Source organism: Pseudomonas sp. UBA1879, assembly GCF_002338065.1.
Lineage (GTDB): Bacteria > Pseudomonadota > Gammaproteobacteria > Pseudomonadales > Pseudomonadaceae > Aquipseudomonas.
Map to the genome: position 1 here is coordinate 81,277 of NZ_DDHJ01000018.1, position 17,681 is coordinate 98,957.

Consider the following 17,681-nt stretch of genomic DNA (forward strand, 5'->3'; position numbering starts at 1 on the left):
ATTCCCCTCGCGTCGACATTGTTCCCCTCGAATGGGTGAGCGAGCAATGATGAGCGCGTGTGAATGGTCCACACCCCGCGCTTTCCCACACCGATGCCCGTAGAATCGCACCTCGGCACGTAAATATTCGAGGTTTCAGCGGTGGATTTACAGCAGGGCTTTGTCCTGACCCGGCATTGGCGCGATACGGACGCGGGCACCGAGGTGGATATTTGGGTGGCCACCGACGACGGGCCGCGCCACCTGCGTTTGCCGCTGCAAACGTCCACAGCGTTTATTCCGGAACAGCATCGGGCGCGCGCCGAAGCAGTGTTGCGCCAGGAGCAGGGTGTCGAGCTCAAGCCGCTGCAACTCTGCGATTTTCGCCACCGTCCGGTGTTGGGGCTGTACACCCGGCACCATCGTCAGTTGATGGGGCTGGAGAAGGCGCTGCGTCAGGCCAGTGTCGACGTGTACGAAGCCGACATTCGCCCGCCCGAGCGCTATCTGATGGAGCGTTTCATCACCGCGCCGGTGCAGTTCAGCGGCACCCCCGACGCTGACGGCGTGTGGCTGAACGCGCAACTCAGGCCCGACCCCGACTACCGCCCGCGCCTGAAGCTGGTGTCGCTGGACATTGAAACCACCGAGCGCGCCGAGCTGTATTCCATTGCGCTGGAAGGCTGCGGCGAGCGTCAGGTGTACATGCTCGGCCCGCCCAATGGCGACGATTCCCGTGTGGATTTCAAACTCGACTATTGCGACAGCCGCGAGCAATTGCTGGAGCGGCTCAACGACTGGATGGCGCTTCACGACCCCGACGCGATCATCGGCTGGAACGTGGTGCAATTCGACCTGCGGGTACTGCATGAACACGCCCGGCGTCTCAACGTGCCGCTGCGTCTTGGCCGGGAAGGCGAGACCATGGGCTGGCGCGAACATGGCGCGCGCAATAGCCATTTCTTCGCCTCGGCAGCGGGGCGTCTGATCATTGATGGCATCGAGGCCCTGCGCTCGGCGACCTGGAGCTTTCCGTCGTTCAGTCTGGAAAACGTGTCGCAGACGCTGCTCGGCGAAGGCAAGGCGATAGACAACCCCTATCAACGCATGGACGAAATCAACCGCATGTTTGCCGAGGACAAGCCCGCGCTGGCGCGCTACAACCTCAAGGACTGCGAGCTGGTCACGCGGATCTTCGAGAAGACCGACCTGCTGACCTTTCTGCTCGAACGCGCCTCTGTCACCGGTTTGCCGGCCGACCGCAGTGGCGGGTCGGTGGCAGCGTTCGAACACCTGTACATGCCGTTGATGCATCGTCAGGGTTTCGTCGCGCCAAACCTGGGCGAGCGCCTGCCCGAAGCGAGTCCTGGCGGGTTCGTCATGGATTCGCGGCCCGGCCTTTACGAATCGGTGCTGGTGCTGGATTACAAGAGCCTGTACCCGTCAATCATTCGCAGCTTTCTCATCGACCCGGTGGGGCTGATCGAAGGCCTCAAACACCCTGACGACAGCGAGTCAGTGGAAGGCTTTCGCGGCGGGCGCTTTTCACGCACCCGGCATTGCCTGCCGTCCATCGTCGCGCGGGTCGCCGAGGGCCGCGAGATCGCCAAACGTGAGCGCAATGCGCCGCTGTCCCAGGCGCTGAAGATCATCATGAACGCGTTCTACGGCGTCCTCGGTTCCAGCGGCTGTCGTTTCTTCGACACACGCCTGGCCTCGTCAATCACGATGCGCGGCCATCAGATCATGCGCCAGACCCGCGAACTCATCGAAGCCCAAGGGTATGAGGTGATCTACGGCGACACCGACTCCACATTCGTCTGGCTCAAGCGTCGCCACGGGCAGGAAGAAGCTGCGCAGATCGGCAACGCGCTGGTCAAGGGCGTGAATGACTGGTGGCGTGCCCATCTGCGTGATGAATACGGGCTGGAAAGCACCCTCGAACTGCAATTCGAAACCCACTTCAAACGCTTTCTCATGCCGACTATTCGCGGTGCGGAAGAGGGCAGCAAAAAACGTTACGCCGGGCTCGTCACCCGCGCCAACGGCGAAGACGAAATGGTCTACAAGGGGCTCGAAGTCGTACGCACCGACTGGTCGCCGCTGGCGCAAACCTTCCAGCGCGAGCTCTACCTGCGCATCTTCAACAGTCGGCCGTTCGAAGACTATGTGCGTGATTACGTGCGTCGCACCCTCGCCGGGGAAATGGACGATCAACTGATCTACCGCAAACGCCTGCGCCGCCCGCTGGACGACTACGAACGCAACGTCCCGCCCCACGTTCGCGCCGCCCGCCTGGCCGACGACTACAACCTTCGAAACGGCCGCCCGTTGCAGTACCAGGATCGGGGCTGGATCAGCTACGTGATCACCACCGCCGGCCCCGAACCGCTGGAAGTGCGCACGGCCCCGATCGACTACGACCACTACATCACCCGTCAACTGCAGCCGATTGCAGACGCGATATTGCCGTTCGTGCAGGCAGATTTCGCGACGCTGATCGGGGGGCAGATGGGGTTGTTTTGACAACGCAGCCTGGCGGGTGGCCTCGTTGTCCTCACGACGGCGGGAGGGTCCTACAGCGATTTCAGAAAAAACCCCGGGACCGTGTCACTCACCAGCCGATGACACTTCAGACAAAGATCCGTATACCACTCAGTGGTATATATTGGTATGTCTGCAGGTGGGGCTATGTTGAACAGAGTGTTCAAAACGAAGGGTTTCGCGGTAACGGCCAGCAACGCGAAAATCTCGGACGCTGAGCTGTGCGCAGCGATACGAGAGGTCTGGAAAGGGCAGGCAGATGACCTGGGCGGCGGCATCTGGAAAAAGCGGTTGAACCGTAACCGACACCGCTCGATCATCCTCGCCAAAGGCCGCAGTTACTGGATCTACCAATTCCTGTTCGCCAAGCAGGCCCAGAGCAACATCAGCAAAAATGAACTGCACGCTTTCAGAAAACTGGCCAAGGCCTACGAGGGCTTGAATGCGGTGCAGATCCAGCAGTTGCTGGACCGTCGGGATTTTACGGAGATTTGTCATGGCGAAAAAATTTAAGAGCGAGGCATTGGAATCGATCCACGAATCCGCCCAGGCCCTGTTTGAAGTCGGAGCCCTGACCAAGGCGACCATGCGCGAGTTCGACAAAGACTGCATTGCTGAAGTCCCCGCCGAAATGGAGCCTGCGCAGATCAAGGAGCTCCGCGAGCGCAGTCGTGTCAGCCAGCCGGTCTTTGCCCGATATCTCAACACCAGCACGTCGACGGTCAAACAATGGGAAGCGGGTGCCAAGCGGCCTGGCGGGATGGCGTTGAAGCTACTCACCATCGTGCAGAAATATGGGATTCAGATCTTGGCGTGATTACTCGAGTCAGCGGTGATCGTGGCGTCGAAGTGAAACCTGTCCTCCATTTCTACCAATCTTATGCATCGAAGTTTCATGACACCTTTCATCGGCTCCGAAAAGGCAAGCGCTTGCGTGAATCGATTCAGCTGTTCTAGAGTGTTTCAACGTTATTCCGAGCACCACCCGATACGAGGTGGGCGCGCATAAGAAAAAGAGACCTCGGAGAGACCCATGAACAGCTTTTTCGCTGGACTGCCGCGCGTTTTTCCTGCGCTCGATGTGCCGTTTCCAGTCGTTGCAGGCGCTCGCCCATGAGCGCTGTCCTCGCTGAATCCTCCCTGCCCGTACTGGAAATGAACGCCATTTCCAAGACCTTCAACGGCCTACGCGTGCTGAAAAACGTCGCGCTGAAAGTCTATGCCGGGGAAGTCCATGCGCTGATGGGCGAAAACGGCGCGGGCAAGTCAACGCTGATGAAAATTCTTTCCGGCGCGTATCAGGCCGATGCTGGAGGCGAAATACGCATTGGCGGCCAGACGCTGACGGCGTTTGATCCGTTGACCGCCAAGGCTCGGGGCATCGCGGTGATCTATCAGGAGTTGAGCCTGTGCCCGAACCTCAGCGTGGCCGAGAACATTTACCTCGGGCGTGAACTGCGGCGCGGCTGGAGCATTGATCGCAAGGCCATGGAGGCGGGGTGCGTCGAGGTGTTGACCCGGTTGGGCGCGGATTTCAAGCCATCGACCAAGGTCAGCGTGCTGTCGATTGCCGAGCGCCAGTTGGTGGAAATCGCCCGCGCGCTGCATGCCCACGCAAAGATCCTGGTGATGGACGAGCCGACCACGCCGTTGTCGTCCCGGGAAACAGACCGGCTGTTCGCCTTGATCAAGCAGTTGCGGGATCAGGGCCTGGCGATCATCTATATCAGCCACCGCATGGCGGAAATCTACGAGCTGTCCGATCGCGTGTCGGTGCTGCGTGACGGCGAGTACGTCGGCATGTTGCAGCGCGACGGGCTATCGGCAGACGCACTGGTGAAAATGATGGTGGGCCGCGATCTGTCCGGGTTCTACAAAAAAGAACACGCGGCGTATGACCCTGGCGAAGTGGTGATGCGCGTGCGCGACATGGCCGACGGCAAGCGGGTCAAGCCCTGCAGCTTCGACCTGCACCGTGGCGAGGTGTTGGGGATTGCCGGTTTGGTCGGGGCAGGGCGCACGGAGCTGGCGCGGTTGATTTTCGCCGCCGATCCGCGCACCTCGGGCACCCTGGAAATCGCAGGCAAGCCGATCGCTGAATTACGCAATCCCACTGATGCCATTCGTGCTGGCGTGGTTTATCTGACTGAAGATCGCAAGGCCCAAGGCTTGTTCCTCGACATGAGCGTGCGCGACAACATCAATGTCTGCGCTTGCGTCCCTGATGCCCACGCCGGGGGTGTGCTGGATCGTGGACGTGGCGCGCGGCGGGCGGTCGAGGCCATTCGCGCGCTGTCGATTCGCGTGGCGTCGGGCAAGGTCAACGTCGGTGCGCTGTCCGGTGGCAATCAGCAGAAAGTGCTGCTGGCGCGTCTGCTGGAGGTCAAACCCCACGTGCTGATCCTCGATGAACCTACGCGCGGTGTCGACATCGGTTCGAAATCCGAGATCTACCGGATCATTAACGAGCTGGCCAAAGCGGGCGTAGGGATCGTGGTGATTTCCAGCGAACTGCCGGAAATCATCGGCACCTGCGACCGCGTGCTGATCATGCGCGAAGGGCAGTTGGTGGCAGAGGTCGGCGGCGCGTCGGGGCACGAGATTTCTCAGGAACGGATCATCGATCTGGCGACCGGGGGTGAGCAGATACCCGGTATCACAGCCACCGCGTGACCTGTAGGCGTGAGCTTGCTCGCGATGACGTTGGCTCGGGCGCATGAGATGTTTCGGATGTACCGGCCTCTTCGCGAGCAAACTCACTCCTACAAGGGATCTGCGCCAGCTCTAAACATTATCTACAACAATAAAAAGGAACCCAGGCCATGAGTCTGCCCCTTGAAAACGCTTCCACGGTCGCCGCAATCAGCAAACGTGAGCGGGTGCGTGAGCTGATGCGCACCATCGGCATGTTGCCGGTGTTGATCCTGCTGCTGATCGGTTTCGCGTTGATGACCGACAGTTTCATGACCTGGCAGAACCTGTCAATCATCACCCAGCAGGCGTCGGTAAACGTGGTGCTCGCAGCGGGCATGACCTTCGTGATCCTGACGGCGGGGATCGACCTCTCGGTCGGGGCCATTCTGGCGGCATCGGCGGTGGTGGCGTTGCAGACCTCGATGTCGCCGCAGTGGGGCATGCTCGGGATCTTCGCCGGTATCGGGTTCGGTCTGCTGCTGGGGCTGGTCAATGGCGGGCTGATCGCTTTCATGCGCCTGCCTCCGTTCATCGTCACCCTGGGCGCGTTGACCGCCATGCGCGGCCTGGCGCGTTTGCTGGCGGACGACAAGACCGTGTTCAACCCCGATCTGCCCTTCGCGTTCATCGGCAACGATTCCGTGCTGGGCGTGCCCTGGCTGGTGATCATTGCCGTGGCCGTCATCGTGATTTCCTGGTTCATCCTGCGGCGTACGGTCATGGGCGTGCAGATCTATTCCGTGGGCGGCAACCCCGAAGCGGCGCGGCTGTCCGGGATCAAGGTGTGGAAGGTCTTGCTGTTCGTCTATGCCGTCTCCGGCGCGCTGGCGGGGCTCGGCGCGGTGATGAGTGCGTCGCGCCTGTTCGCGGCCAACGGCCTGCAACTGGGGCAATCGTACGAGCTGGACGCCATTGCGGCGGTGATCCTCGGTGGCACCAGTTTTACCGGCGGCGTCGGCACCATCGGCGGCACCTTGATCGGCGCGCTGATCATCGCCGTATTGACTAACGGGCTGGTGCTGCTGGGCGTCTCGGACATCTGGCAATACATCATCAAAGGCATCGTGATCATCGGCGCGGTGGCGCTGGATCGCTACCGCCAGTCCGGTGCACGGACCTGATTCACGTCTGGCTGCACGGGTTTCATCCTTTGGCTCTGACAATAACCACAAGAGAGGCATCATGAACGTCAAACGCAAATTTCCGGCTGTTGTGTCCCTGTGCCTGGCGGCACTGCTGTCCCAGGGCGTCGAGGCCCGCGAGCTGAAATCCGTAGGCATCAGCCTCGGTTCGCTGGGTAACCCGTACTTCGTGACCCTGGCCGACGGCGCCAAAGCCAAGGCGCTGGAGATCAACCCCAACGCCAAGGTCACCTCGGTTTCTGCCGATTACGATCTGAGCAAGCAGTTCTCGCAAATCGACAATTTCATTGCAGCGGGCGTGGACCTGATCCTGATCAACGCCGTGGACCCGAAAGCGATCGCCTCCGCCATCAAGAAAGCCCAGGCCGCGGGCATCAAGGTCGTTGCCGTCGACGTCAGCGCCACCGGTGTAGACGCCACCGTGCAGACCGACAACGTCGAAGCAGGCAAGCTCGCCTGCCAGTTCATCGTCGACAAGCTCTCGGGCAAGGGCAACGTGATCATCGAAAACGGCCCGCAAGTGACCGCTGTGACCGACCGCGTGACCGGGTGCAAATCGGCCTTCGCCGCGGCGCCGGACATCAAGGTGCTGTCCGACGATCAGGACGCCAAAGGCTCCCGCGACGGCGGCCTGAACGCCATGCAGGGCTACCTCACGCGCCTCCCGAAAATCGACGGCCTGTTCGCGATCAACGACCCGCAAGCCATCGGCAGCGACCTCGCGGCGCGGCAACTCAAACGCACCGGGATCATCATCACCTCGGTGGACGGCGCGCCGGACATCGAGCACGCCTTGAAGTCCGAGTCCTCGATTCAGGCCTCGGCGAGCCAGGACCCGTGGGCCATGGCGCAGCAGGCCGTGGTCATCGGCAACGATCTGCTCAATGACAAGAAACCGGCCGAGGCCGTCACGCAACTGACGCCGAAGCTGATCACCCGCGACAATGTCGGCACCTACACCGGCTGGTCGAGCAAGCACTGAGTCAGCGAACAGGGAGGAGGCCCGGCAGTGGTCAAAATGGAAGACGTGGCGCGACGGGCGCGGGTGTCGACCTCGACGGTGTCCCACGTGCTGAACGGCACGCGCAAGGTCAGCCCGGAAACGGTGGATGCGGTGCAGCAGGCGGTGCGGGAGTTGGGCTACATCCCCAACACCCTCGCGCGCTCGCTGGCCCGCTCGCGCACCAATACCATCGGCGTGGCCATCTCGGCGCTGTCCAACCACTACTTCAGCGAGACTGTTCACGCCATCGAAACCGAATGCGCGCGTCACGGCATCATGATGCTGTTCGTCGACACCCACGACGATCCCGCGCAGGAATTGCACGTGGTCAAGGCGCTGCACCATCGTCGTGTCGACGGGATTCTTCTGGCACCGTCCAGCGATCCCGAACAGGCGGCACTGGCCTATCTGCAGGCGAACGCCATCCCTACAGTGCTGGTGGACCGACTGGCCGCGGACGGCTTCGATCAGGTCGGGGTCGAAAATCGTGAGTCGACCCGCGAACTGGTGGCCCACCTGATCGGCCATGGCCACAGCCGTATCGCGATGATCGCTGGCCATCGCGGCTTGAGCACCACCGAAGAGCGCATCGACGGGTATCGCTTGGCGCTGGAAAATGCCGGTCTTGCGTTTGACGAGACGCTGCTGGTGAACGGCGAATCCAACAGCGAGTCGGCGCGCAAGGCGGCTGCGGCGCTGCTCACGCTGCCAACGCCGCCGACCGCCATCATGGCCGCCAATAACCTGATGACGATTGGCGCGATGCATGCGCTGCGGGACGCAAAAATTGCCGTGCCGGAGCAGATGGCGCTGGTGGGGTTCGACGATTTCGACTGGGCCGATTTCTTCCTCCCGCGTTTGAGCGTCGTCGCCCAGCCGGTGCAGGCGTTGGGTGAGCGCGCTGTGCAGCTGTTGTTGCAGCGCATCGACCACCCGGAGGGCAGGCGGGGCTCGGAGCGTCTGGCGGCGACCTTGCGTATCCGAAACTCATGTGGATGCCCTTGAGCGTCTTTCGCTGACAGGAACTGAACAACGATGAGCCATGCTGTCTCGCTGGGTATCGACCTCGGCACCTCGGAGCTCAAGGCCGTGCTAATGAGCGCCGAGGGAGAGGTGTGTGGGCAAGCGGGGGCGCGACTCAGTGTGTCCCGCCGACAATCGGGCTGGTCGGAACAGGACCCCGCCGAGTGGTGGCACGCCTGTGTTGCCGTCCTTGAGCAGTTGCGCGCTGATCAGCCTGAGGCCTGGCGTCGTATCGCGTGCATTGGGCTGTCGGGACAGATGCATGGCGCGGTGTTGCTTGATGAAGCCGACGAGGTGCTGTATCCGGCGATACTCTGGGACGACTCGCGGGCGGTGACCCAGGCCGAGCAACTGAACCGGGATTTTCCGAACTACCCTGGCGTGACTGGCAGTCTGGCCATGGCCGGGCTGACCGCGCCGAAGTTGCTGTGGCTGAAACAGCACGAGCCCGAGCTGTTTGCCCGCATTGACTGCGTGCTATCGCCCAAGGATTACCTGCGCCTGTTGCTGACGGGCGAGCGTGTGAGCGACATGTCCGATGCTGCGGGGACGTTGTGGCTGAATGTCGAGCGGCGCGAGTGGTACGCGCCGATGTTGCACGCCACCGGTTTGACCCTGGCGCAGATGCCGAGACTGCTGGAAGCCGATCAACGCTCGGGTGGGCTCAGGGCGAAATCTGCGCAAGGGCTCGGGCTTCCTGTCGAGCTGCCGGTGGCCGCCGGTGGCGGCGACAATCCGGTGTCGGCGGTAGGCATCGGCGCCATCAACGCGGGGGATGCCTTCGTCACCCTCGGCACCAGCGCCGCCATCGTCGCGATCACCGATCACGCCGCCGGCCATCCACCGAGCGCGGTGCACAGTTTCTGCCACGCATTGCCCAACCGCTGGTACACCATGGGCGCGATGCTGGCCGGCGCCAGCTGCCTGCGTTGGATCAGCCGATTGTTGGGCCAGCCGGACGAGCAGACGCTGTTGACGAGGGTGGAAGCGACCCTGCCTGTCGACCAGCCGGTCGCCGACAACGCACCGCTGTTTTTGCCTTATCTGGCAGGTGAACGCACGCCCCACAACGATCCTTTGCTACGCGGCGGCTTCATGAGCCTGGGCCACGACAGCACTCCCGAGATGCTCGGTTACGCGGTGTTGGAAGGCGTCGGGTTCGGGTTGCTGGACGCGATGAACGCAACGTTATCGGCGGGGGCCTCGGTCAACGCCTGTGCGCTGGTGGGCGGCGGCGCGCGAAGTCACTATTGGGCGCAGCTGCTGGCGAACATCCTCGACCGCGAGGTGTACACCTTGCACGGCAGCGAATTGAGCGCCTGCATTGGCGCGGCGAAGCTGGGCTTCATGGCGATCGGGCAGGGCGCCAAGGTGCTGCAACGGGGCATGCCGATCAAGGCCAGGTATCGACCCATGGCCGATGTGCAGCCAGTGTTGCGAGCGCGGTATCAGCAGTTTCAAGGGTTACTGCCTGCGGCGCGAGGCTTGCATCGGTAGCAACGCCTCTCTGCGCTGCGGTCCTCACGTCGGGCCCAACGCTGTCATGGCTTCGTCGATGAAATGCCTGATTTTGGCCGAAGGCCGACGGTCGGCCGGGTAGATCAGGTTGACCGCGTAGGTGGGGCCCTCGAAGTCTTCGAAAAGCGCCACCAGTTCACCTCGTTGCACGTAGGGCTTGAGTACGTCTTCGACGCAGAGGGTGATGCCGAAGTCCGCCAGTGCGGCGTTGACCTTGGCCAGGGTGTTGCTGACGTTCAGCCGACTCGAAACGGGGATTGCGAAGGTTTGCGTGCCTTGGTTGCGGCCAACACCTGGAGGAGGGGGGGATCTTCGATTACTGGGGTGTGCCGGCGGGTCTGGCGTCAGCGGTGTTCGCTGACGTCCAGGGGTTGGTGGACGGACACGCTGCCTGACTGACTCGGGCGCGGTGGATCGCTACCGACTTCATCATCGGCCGCATAGGCGTTCATCGACCCAATGAGCGAGGTGTATCAGACGCCATCAGGCCACCGTCGGGTCGTCGTTGACGACCGACCCGAGCGTGATCCACCTCAATGCACCGCCCATGACCTTGGGGCTGGGGTGTGGCTGAATTTGGAGATCCCCTTGACCCAGAAACGTCGGTGCGGCGTCTGGTCTGGCGGCAGCAGTGGTTGGCTGGACCATTGATGGTGGCGCCTGGATTCTTCGCGGTACGCCTTCCATTCCATCGCTTCTGCCGTGTCCTTGGCGGCGCGTTCGTCATCGAACCAGCCAAGAACGGAAACTTCGCCCTGGTCGCGGCCGTGTTCTACCAGCAGATAAATGTCGTACATGCCTGTGCCTTTCGTTCATCAAATCCCGCCCGATCTTCGGGCGCTACGAATGGCGTATCGGCAGTTCGCGCAAAAAATTGAGGGCGGCAGCGCCTCGCATAGACCGCTGTCACGCTATGCCATAGCTGCCAGCGGCTACGCTGCCCCTCCGCTCGAAGGATTGAAATGGGGTAGTCCACGATCAGGCGAACCTCGTTCTGATCGCCCTCCGCCTGATCGGCATTGCCCGGATGCCCGGCCTGTCGGATGCGAAATGACAGGTCTTTCGCCGGTCCCTGCTGGACCGCGTATTTGGCCATGGGGCCCAGGCAAATTCAGCGGCCTGCCGGGAAGTTACAGTGTTCTGCGTCGCTGTCGAACGACACCTGGCGCACGAAGTGGTTGCTCAACAGCCCATTCAGACCTTCATTGCTCGGCTTGGCGAAATGAGCGGCCATGATTTCGCAGGAAGGCCAGCGTACGTCAATGACCCACACATCGTTGTCATGGGCATCGCGACTGAGGGTGCTGCTCAAGCAGCCGGACACAGCGGGCAGGTGCTCGACGACACCGGCAAGGTAAACGCCCAGCTCTTCAAAGCGGCCGTGGGCGGCGTGAATCCGAACGGTGTTGCGGGTTTCGAGGGTCATGCGAATGTCTCCGTCGCAAACGATAGCGTCTTTCAACGGAGCCATATTAGTGGGGGACGGCACAAATGCCAGTGGCCAATCGAAGGATTGAACGAGGGGCCAATGTCGAGCACAGAAAAGGAGTTATGGAGCTAGTGGAAGATAGGCGTTAGGGAGTTAGTGGAGGGGCTGAGGGAGCGAAGGGCTCGCTCCCTCTTTACAGCGATTCGAGACGGCTAACTAGAGCATCTAAACACCGCGCACAGCATGGGGGTTACAGCTTCCCATTCAACACTGGCGGCACGAAGCTCTTTATTTGCTGCCGCTGGAACCACCTGCGCCACCCGCACTGCCGGCGCCGCCACCACTGCCGCCCATCCCGTTGCCATTGGACATGCCGCCGCCTTGGCCGCCTGCGCCGTTGCCGTCAGAGCTGCCCATGCCTTTGGTGCCTGGGGTGGAGCTGTTACCGGTTTTCGGCGTGCCGTCGGTGTTCGGGCCCGTGCTGCTGTCCCGTGGACCTGTGGTGGTATTGACCGGGTCGGTTGGGCCGGTGGAGCCCGCGAAAGCGGAACCGGTAGCGACCGCCATCAGGCTGGCAAGGGTCAAGGCCGTCAGTGTTTTCATGTTCATGATGTGAATCCCTTTCGGTTGTGGATACACATTGGTCTGGTCGTCTTTCAAAGACGTGCCCTGACGCCGACGAACGGTCATGAACGCCATTTGGAAAAACTTCGAAACACCTTGCTCATTTGCCTGCCACCTCTGATTGACCTCACGCAGGACCAACCCCCAAGACACGGGGCACTCTGACTCCGTTTTGTCACATACACCCCGAAATGACAGGGATTTTGTCACCGATTTTGCCGCGGTGTGGCCCATTGATACTAATTTGTCACCTGTTCAACGACTGCGTTCAGACCCAATGAATACAGGGGTGAGCGGCGACAGGTCGTACGAAATCTCCTACAGGAAGGGCGCGAAATCGGTCCCTGTCTAAAGACTGTCATCAAACAGAAATGTTTCGGGTTTTAAATCTGCATCGGGTCTCGACTGCGACCCCACATACACATTCTCTTGTTGAGGTATTGCCGTGAATCTGCTGACAAAAACACGCCTGTCACTCCTGCTGGCTTCGATGGCCCTGTCCGGAATGGCACACGCTACGGACGTCACTGGTGCTGGTTCGAGCTTCGTGTTCCCAGTCATCTCCAAATGGGCGACCGAGTACAGCGCAAAGTCCGGCAACAAGGTGAACTATCAGTCCATCGGTTCGGGCGGCGGTATCGCTCAGATCAAAGCAGCCACCGTTGATTTCGGTGCTTCCGATGCCCCTCTGAAAGCCGAAGACTTGCAGGCCGCCGGCCTGGGTCAGTTCCCGAGCGTGATCGGCGGTATTGTTCCCGTCATCAACGTTGAAGGCATCGAAACCGGCAAGCTGGAACTGAGCGGCAAAGTCCTGGCTGACATCTTCCAGGGCAAAATCACCAAGTGGAACGATCCAGCGATCGCTGCGCTGAACAAAGGCCTGAAACTGCCAGAAACCGCGATCACCGTGGTTCATCGTTCGGACGGTTCGGGCACCTCCTTCAACTTCACAAACTACCTGAGCAAAGTCAGCCCTGACTGGAAAGCCGGTCCAGGCGAAGGTTCTGCCGTTCAGTGGCCAGTCGGTGTGGGTGGCAAGGGTAATGAAGGTGTGGCGGCTTACGTGAAGCAGATCAAGGGTTCGATCGGCTACGTTGAATTCGCCTACGCCAAGACCAACAACATCTCCTACGCCAAGCTGGAAAACGCTGCCGGCAAGACCGTTGAGCCTAGCGCCAAAGCGTTCGCCGCTGCCGCCGCTACCGCTGACTGGGCAAGCGCCAAGGACTTCAACCTGATCATGACCAACGCCCCGGGCGCTGACGCATGGCCAATCACCGCGACTACCTGGATCATCATGTACAAGCAGCCGAAGAAGGCTGAAGAAAGCAAAGCCGCTTTCGACTTCTTCAAATGGTCCCTGGAAAACGGCCAGGCTCAAGCCGAGTCCCTGGAGTACGTGCCACTGCCGAAAGAGCTGGTCAGCAAGATCGAAGACTACTGGAAGGCCGAGTTCAAGTAACAACTCGACGTTATCCGGCTAATCCCTGTCACCGAGCGCTCGGTGACAGGGTTTCCTTGCGAGTGGACCCACCATGACTGAGAACACCCAATATATGTCCGCTGTGATTCCGGATGTGACATCCGAGAGCGAAAAACGCGCGGCCCGCGATCACCGACACGACGCCTGGTTCCGGCGCATCATGTTCGGCGCGGCTCTGTTGGTGCTGCTGTTGCTGGCGTGCATCGCCGGCTCGACGCTTTGGGGCGGCGCCCTGGCGTTCAAAACCTTTGGTTTCGAATTTCTTACCAGTACCGAATGGGACGCGGTGAACGGCCATTTCGGTGCATTGGTGCCGATTTACGGCACGCTGGTCACGTCCTTTCTCGCATTGCTGATCGCCGTTCCGGTGAGCTTCGGCATCGCGATTTTTCTGACTGAAGTAGCGCCGCCATGGCTGCGCACACCGATTGCTTCCGCCGTGGAACTGCTGGCGGGTATTCCTTCGATCATTTACGGCATGTGGGGGTTGTTCGTCTTTGGCCCGTTCATGGCCGCCTACCTGGCCCCCTGGATTAACGACTACCTCGGCGCCTTGCCGCTGATCGGTCCGATCTTCCAGGGGCCGCCGCTGGGCATCGGCATGCTGACGGCCGGTATCGTGCTGGCGATCATGATCATCCCGTTCATTACCTCGGTCATGACCGAAGTGTTCCGCACCGTCCCGGTCGCCCTGAAAGAGTCGGCCTACGCGTTGGGCGGCACCACCTGGGAAGTGGTCTGGGACATCGTCTTGCCGTACACCCGCACGGCGGTGGTCGGCGGTGTGTTCCTCGGACTGGGCCGGGCTTTGGGCGAAACCATGGCGGTCACCTTCGTGCTGGGTAACGCCCATCAGTTCTCCGCATCGCTGATGATGCCGAGCAGTTCGATCGCCTCGGTGATCGCCAACGAATTCAGTGAGGCGTACACCGACCTGCATCGCTCGTCGCTGATCGCGCTGGGCTTCCTGCTGTTCGTCGTCACCTTCATCGTGCTGGCCATCGCCCGCCTGATGCTGTCCCGTCTGTCGCGCAAGGAGGGTGTATGAGCAAGGCCGACAACGAAAACCTGTACCGCATGCGGGCATTGAAAAACAAGCTCGCGATGGTCCTGAGCTGCGGTGCGACCGTCTTCGGTCTGCTGTGGCTGGTGTGGATTCTGATCACCACCGTCGTCAACGGATTCCAGGCGTTGAACCTGCGCCTGTTCACTGAAATGACCCCGCCGCCCGGCGCGGAGGGCGGTCTGGCCAACGCCTTTTACGGCAGCTTCCTGATGTCGGGTCTCGGCCTGCTGATCGGCACACCGATCGGGCTGATGGCGGGTATCTGGCTCGCGGAATTCGCGCGTCACAGCAAACTCGGCAATGCGGTGCGCTTCATCAATGACATTCTGCTGTCGGCCCCGTCCATCGTGCTTGGCCTGTTTGTCTACACTGCAGTGATCCTGCCGATCAGCGCCGTGACCGATCATCGCGTGGGCTTCTCGGCGTTTGCCGGTGCGCTGGCGCTGGCCTTGCTGGTGATTCCGGTGGTGGTCCGCACCACCGATGAAATGCTCCAACTGCAACCGGCAACCATGCGTGAAGCGGCGCTGGCACTGGGTGTGCCGCAATGGAAACTGACCCTGCAAATCGTCCTGCGTGCCGCCCGTGCCGGTGTGGTCACTGGCATCCTCTTGGCCTTGGCGCGCATCACTGGCGAAACTGCGCCGCTGCTGTTCACGGCGTTCGGCAACCAGTTCTGGAGCGGTGATCTGCTCAAGCCGATCGCCAGCATTCCGGTCGTGATCTTCCAGTACGCCATGAGCCCTTTCGATGACTGGCACTCTCTGGCCTGGGCCGGTGCCCTGATCATGACGCTCTTCGTATTGGTGCTGAGCCTCAGCTCCCGTCTCATTCTTCTGCGCAATAAGGCGTCCTGATGAACAACCTTTCCCTCGCCGACGAAAAAACCAAAATCCAGGTTCGCAACCTCGATTTCTACTACAACGGCCACCAGTCGTTGAAGAACATCAACATGACGATTCCCGAGAAGCGCATCACCGCGATCATCGGGCCATCGGGCTGCGGCAAGTCGACCATGCTGCGGGTGTTCAACCGCATCTATTCGATGTACCCGAAGCTGGAAGCCAAAGGTGAAGTGTTGCTCAACGGCGAAAACATCCTCGCCCCAGGCTACTCGATGAACCGCCTGCGCAGCCATGTCGGCATGGTGTTCCAGAAGCCGGTGCCGTTCCCGATGACCATCAAGGACAACATCTCCTACGCCGTGAAACACCACGAGCGGCTGAACCGTCGCGAGATGGAAGAACGAGTGGAAGAAGCCCTGCGCGGCGCGGCATTGTGGGATGAGGTCAAGGACAAGCTGGACAAGAACGCTCAGGGTCTTTCCGGGGGGCAGCAACAGCGTCTGTGCATCGCCCGCACCATCGCCCTGCGCCCGCAAGTGCTGCTACTGGATGAGCCGACCTCGGCCCTCGACCCGATCTCGACCGGTCGTATCGAACAGCTGATCACCGAGCTTAAGGAGCAGTTCACCGTGGTCATCGTGACTCACAACATGCAACAGGCGGCACGCTGCTCGGACTACACCGCGTTCATGTTCCTCGGCGAGCTGATCGAACACGGCGACACCGATACGATCTTCACCAAGCCGACCAAGACCCAGACCGAAGACTACATCACCGGTCGTTTCGGCTGATCAGCTGACAGCGGTGAAGCAGCACCTGTGTGAGCCAGTCTCTCGGACAGGTTTTCTGCTTTACCCGAACAGGCGATCCCCCGCGATCCAGTGCGGGAGCCGGCTTGCTGGCGAAAGCCGATGAAGCAGCACCTGTGTGAGCCAGTCTCTCAGGCAGGTTGTCTGCTTCACCGGAACATCCGATGCCCCGCGATCCACTGTGGGAGCCGGCTTGCTGGCGAAAGCGAGCGTTCAGACACTTCGATTTGGCTGACACCGCGCTTTCGTCGGAACGCCGCGCGCAGCAAGCCGGCTCCCACGCATTTCAGCCCAGTGCCACAGGCGGGATCGTACTGTAATCCCCCATGAACTGCTCCAGCCGCTTGCGCAGCCAGCGTTCCGCCGGGTCGGTGTCCATCACGCTCAGCCAGACCATCGACAGCTCCAGATTGGGCGTCATGAACGGCAGCGGCTCGCCCCTCAACAACCCCGCATCGACCATCGCGTGAGTCAGGTGGTCCGGCAGATTGCACAACAGATCGGTCCCGGCCATCAGCGCGGGGAGGGTGCTGTATTGCGGCACCGACAGCACCGCCTTGCGTTTGCGCCCGATCGCCGCCAGCCATTCATCGGCAAAGCTCGAAATGTTCGCGACGTGGGAGACCACGACATGGGGACGCGAGCAGTACTCGTCCAGCGTCAACGGCGCGGTCGAATCGTCGGCCCGCACCACCATCGGTTGCACGCTGCGCAGCAACTTGCGCTTGGCGTTGGCTGGCAGCTCGCGGGTCAAGCAGACGCCGACCGTGATCTCGCCGGACATGAGCAATTCCGAGACGTTCCAGTAGCTGACCTGCTGAATGACGATCACCACGCCCGGCGCCTCCTCGCGGATAGCGCGTAGCAGGGGGGGCAACAGGCTGTATTCGACATCGTCCGAGAGTCCGATGCGAAATGTCATGTCGCTGCTGGCGGGGTCGAAATCCCGGGTCAGGCTCAGCGCCACGGACATCGCGTCCAGGGCGGGGGAGAGGTGATGGATGATTTCGTTGGCCCGCGCCGTGGGTTCCATGCGATGCCCGACGCGGATGAATAACGGGTCGTTGAACAGCGCACGTAGCCGATTGAGGGCAGCGCTGATGGTGGGCTGGCCGAGGAACAGTTTTTCCGCGGCCCGGGTCACGTTGCGCTCTTGCATCAACGTCTCGAACACCACCATCAGGTTGATGTCGGCCTTGCGCAGTTCGTTGCGATTCATACCTGATCCCCGTTACCCGACATTCGTCACCCTGCTCGACAGCCTGCGAAATGATGACCGGCAGTTTATGAAGCGCTGTCGCCCGCCGTCCAGCGTAACCGTATGTTTCGCAAACGGGCCGGTTAATCAGGGCCATGGCCCTCATTTTCAACGCGCCGCAGAGGGACCGCCTGATGCGAGCCTCTGTAGGAGTGGGCTAGCTCACGAGGCGGCCGGGACATCCGCCTTGTGCGTGCAGTCAGTTCAGCCGCATTCGTGAGCACGCTCATACCTGCGGCGTTGCGTCGTTTTCTGAACCAGGTG

Annotated in this window: 18 protein-coding genes and 1 pseudogene; 13 read left to right on the top strand and 6 right to left on the bottom strand. The window is 61.2% G+C overall.

Annotation, left to right across the window (positions count from 1 at the left end; genetic code table 11):
- Window positions 1–141: 141 nt before the first annotated feature.
- The 8 genes from B3N48_RS20555 (at window position 142) to xylB (ending at window position 9,882) form a co-directional block, all read left to right on the top strand.
- A complete protein-coding gene (locus tag B3N48_RS20555) occupies window positions 142–2,505 on the top strand; it encodes a DNA polymerase II (RefSeq protein WP_296187002.1) in 2,364 nt (787 codons plus the stop codon).
- A gap of 165 nt (window positions 2,506–2,670) precedes the next feature.
- Window positions 2,671–3,036: a type II toxin-antitoxin system RelE/ParE family toxin gene (locus tag B3N48_RS20560; RefSeq protein WP_296187004.1), complete on the top strand. Its 366-nt coding sequence runs from the start codon at window positions 2,671–2,673 to the stop codon at window positions 3,034–3,036.
- Complete coding sequence (locus tag B3N48_RS20565) at window positions 3,020–3,340, top strand: helix-turn-helix domain-containing protein (protein ID WP_296187006.1); 321 nt, start codon at window positions 3,020–3,022, stop codon at window positions 3,338–3,340. The genes B3N48_RS20560 and B3N48_RS20565 overlap by 17 nt, the downstream gene beginning before the upstream one ends.
- A gap of 296 nt (window positions 3,341–3,636) precedes the next feature.
- Window positions 3,637–5,196, top strand: a complete 1,560-nt coding sequence (locus B3N48_RS20570) for a sugar ABC transporter ATP-binding protein (protein ID WP_296187007.1) — start codon at window positions 3,637–3,639, stop codon at window positions 5,194–5,196.
- A 149-nt stretch (window positions 5,197–5,345) separates the two neighbouring features.
- The gene (locus B3N48_RS20575; protein ID WP_296187008.1) at window positions 5,346–6,338 is read left to right on the top strand and encodes an ABC transporter permease subunit; all 993 of its coding nucleotides are present in this window, start codon (window positions 5,346–5,348) and stop codon (window positions 6,336–6,338) included.
- A gap of 61 nt (window positions 6,339–6,399) precedes the next feature.
- On the top strand, window positions 6,400–7,341 hold the full coding sequence (locus tag B3N48_RS20580; protein ID WP_296187009.1) for an ABC transporter substrate-binding protein: 942 nt from the start codon (window positions 6,400–6,402) through the stop codon (window positions 7,339–7,341).
- A 27-nt stretch (window positions 7,342–7,368) separates the two neighbouring features.
- Entirely contained in the window at window positions 7,369–8,367 is a 999-nt protein-coding gene (locus tag B3N48_RS20585; protein ID WP_296187010.1) for a LacI family DNA-binding transcriptional regulator, read from the top strand.
- 30 nt (window positions 8,368–8,397) lie between these two features.
- Window positions 8,398–9,882, top strand: coding sequence for a xylulokinase (xylB, locus tag B3N48_RS20590; RefSeq protein ID WP_296187011.1), 1,485 nt, complete (start codon window positions 8,398–8,400; stop codon window positions 9,880–9,882).
- Window positions 9,883–9,906: 24 nt separating this feature from the next.
- Here xylB and B3N48_RS20595 read toward each other — a convergent pair whose 3' ends face one another.
- Window positions 9,907–10,161 carry a LysR substrate-binding domain-containing protein gene (locus B3N48_RS20595; protein WP_296187565.1) on the bottom strand — a complete coding sequence of 85 codons (255 nt, stop codon included), beginning with the start codon at window positions 10,159–10,161 and terminating at the stop codon, window positions 9,907–9,909.
- On the opposite strand from B3N48_RS20595, the gene B3N48_RS26745 reads away from it, so the two are divergent.
- Window positions 10,161–10,298 (top strand): DUF6196 family protein, encoded by a 138-nt coding sequence (locus B3N48_RS26745; protein WP_349677031.1) that lies wholly within the window; start codon window positions 10,161–10,163, stop codon window positions 10,296–10,298. The genes B3N48_RS20595 and B3N48_RS26745 overlap by 1 nt on opposite strands.
- 138 nt (window positions 10,299–10,436) lie before the next feature.
- Here the strand turns inward: B3N48_RS26745 and B3N48_RS20600 are convergent, their stop codons facing one another.
- The 4 genes and pseudogenes from B3N48_RS20600 to B3N48_RS20615 all read right to left on the bottom strand — a co-directional run bounded on the left by B3N48_RS20600 (window position 10,437) and on the right by B3N48_RS20615 (window position 11,941).
- Entirely contained in the window at window positions 10,437–10,700 is a 264-nt protein-coding gene (locus B3N48_RS20600) for a hypothetical protein (RefSeq protein ID WP_296187012.1), read from the bottom strand.
- A gap of 155 nt (window positions 10,701–10,855) precedes the next feature.
- Window positions 10,856–10,996: pseudogene (locus B3N48_RS20605) on the bottom strand (OprD family outer membrane porin); the annotation flags it as partial.
- Between the two features lie 18 nt (window positions 10,997–11,014).
- Window positions 11,015–11,329, bottom strand: a complete 315-nt coding sequence (locus B3N48_RS20610; protein ID WP_296187013.1) for a putative quinol monooxygenase — start codon at window positions 11,327–11,329, stop codon at window positions 11,015–11,017.
- 291 nt (window positions 11,330–11,620) lie between these two features.
- A complete protein-coding gene (locus tag B3N48_RS20615) occupies window positions 11,621–11,941 on the bottom strand; it encodes a hypothetical protein (protein ID WP_296187015.1) in 321 nt (106 codons plus the stop codon).
- Window positions 11,942–12,401: 460 nt separating this feature from the next.
- Between B3N48_RS20615 and pstS the strand changes: the two genes are divergently transcribed.
- From pstS to pstB, 4 genes are all read left to right on the top strand, one after another.
- Window positions 12,402–13,418: a phosphate ABC transporter substrate-binding protein PstS gene (gene pstS, locus B3N48_RS20620; RefSeq protein ID WP_296187016.1), complete on the top strand. Its 1,017-nt coding sequence runs from the start codon at window positions 12,402–12,404 to the stop codon at window positions 13,416–13,418.
- 73 nt (window positions 13,419–13,491) lie between these two features.
- Complete coding sequence (gene pstC, locus B3N48_RS20625) at window positions 13,492–14,487, top strand: phosphate ABC transporter permease subunit PstC (RefSeq protein WP_296187017.1); 996 nt, start codon at window positions 13,492–13,494, stop codon at window positions 14,485–14,487.
- The gene (gene pstA, locus B3N48_RS20630; RefSeq protein ID WP_296187018.1) at window positions 14,484–15,362 is read left to right on the top strand and encodes a phosphate ABC transporter permease PstA; all 879 of its coding nucleotides are present in this window, start codon (window positions 14,484–14,486) and stop codon (window positions 15,360–15,362) included. The genes pstC and pstA overlap by 4 nt, the downstream gene beginning before the upstream one ends.
- Window positions 15,362–16,141 (top strand): phosphate ABC transporter ATP-binding protein PstB, encoded by a 780-nt coding sequence (gene pstB / locus B3N48_RS20635; RefSeq protein WP_296187019.1) that lies wholly within the window; start codon window positions 15,362–15,364, stop codon window positions 16,139–16,141. The genes pstA and pstB overlap by 1 nt, the downstream gene beginning before the upstream one ends.
- A gap of 304 nt (window positions 16,142–16,445) precedes the next feature.
- On the opposite strand, the gene B3N48_RS20640 is transcribed toward pstB, so the two are convergent.
- Window positions 16,446–17,378, bottom strand: a complete 933-nt coding sequence (locus tag B3N48_RS20640) for a LysR family transcriptional regulator (protein WP_296187021.1) — start codon at window positions 17,376–17,378, stop codon at window positions 16,446–16,448.
- Window positions 17,379–17,681 lie beyond the last annotated feature (303 nt).

Coding starts and splice junctions, on each gene's coding strand:
- B3N48_RS20560 (WP_296187004.1), top strand. CDS start 2,671: ATGTTGAACAGAGTGTTCAAAACGAAGGGTTTCGCGGTAACGGCCAGC.
- B3N48_RS20565 (WP_296187006.1), top strand. CDS start 3,020: ATGGCGAAAAAATTTAAGAGCGAGGCATTGGAATCGATCCACGAATCC.
- B3N48_RS20570 (WP_296187007.1), top strand. CDS start 3,637: ATGAGCGCTGTCCTCGCTGAATCCTCCCTGCCCGTACTGGAAATGAAC.
- B3N48_RS20575 (WP_296187008.1), top strand. CDS start 5,346: ATGAGTCTGCCCCTTGAAAACGCTTCCACGGTCGCCGCAATCAGCAAA.
- B3N48_RS20580 (WP_296187009.1), top strand. CDS start 6,400: ATGAACGTCAAACGCAAATTTCCGGCTGTTGTGTCCCTGTGCCTGGCG.
- xylB (WP_296187011.1), top strand. CDS start 8,398: ATGAGCCATGCTGTCTCGCTGGGTATCGACCTCGGCACCTCGGAGCTC.
- B3N48_RS20600 (WP_296187012.1), bottom strand. CDS start 10,700: ATGTACGACATTTATCTGCTGGTAGAACACGGCCGCGACCAGGGCGAA.
- B3N48_RS20610 (WP_296187013.1), bottom strand. CDS start 11,329: ATGACCCTCGAAACCCGCAACACCGTTCGGATTCACGCCGCCCACGGC.
- B3N48_RS20615 (WP_296187015.1), bottom strand. CDS start 11,941: ATGAACATGAAAACACTGACGGCCTTGACCCTTGCCAGCCTGATGGCG.
- pstC (WP_296187017.1), top strand. CDS start 13,492: ATGACTGAGAACACCCAATATATGTCCGCTGTGATTCCGGATGTGACA.
- pstA (WP_296187018.1), top strand. CDS start 14,484: ATGAGCAAGGCCGACAACGAAAACCTGTACCGCATGCGGGCATTGAAA.
- pstB (WP_296187019.1), top strand. CDS start 15,362: ATGAACAACCTTTCCCTCGCCGACGAAAAAACCAAAATCCAGGTTCGC.
- B3N48_RS20640 (WP_296187021.1), bottom strand. CDS start 17,378: ATGAATCGCAACGAACTGCGCAAGGCCGACATCAACCTGATGGTGGTG.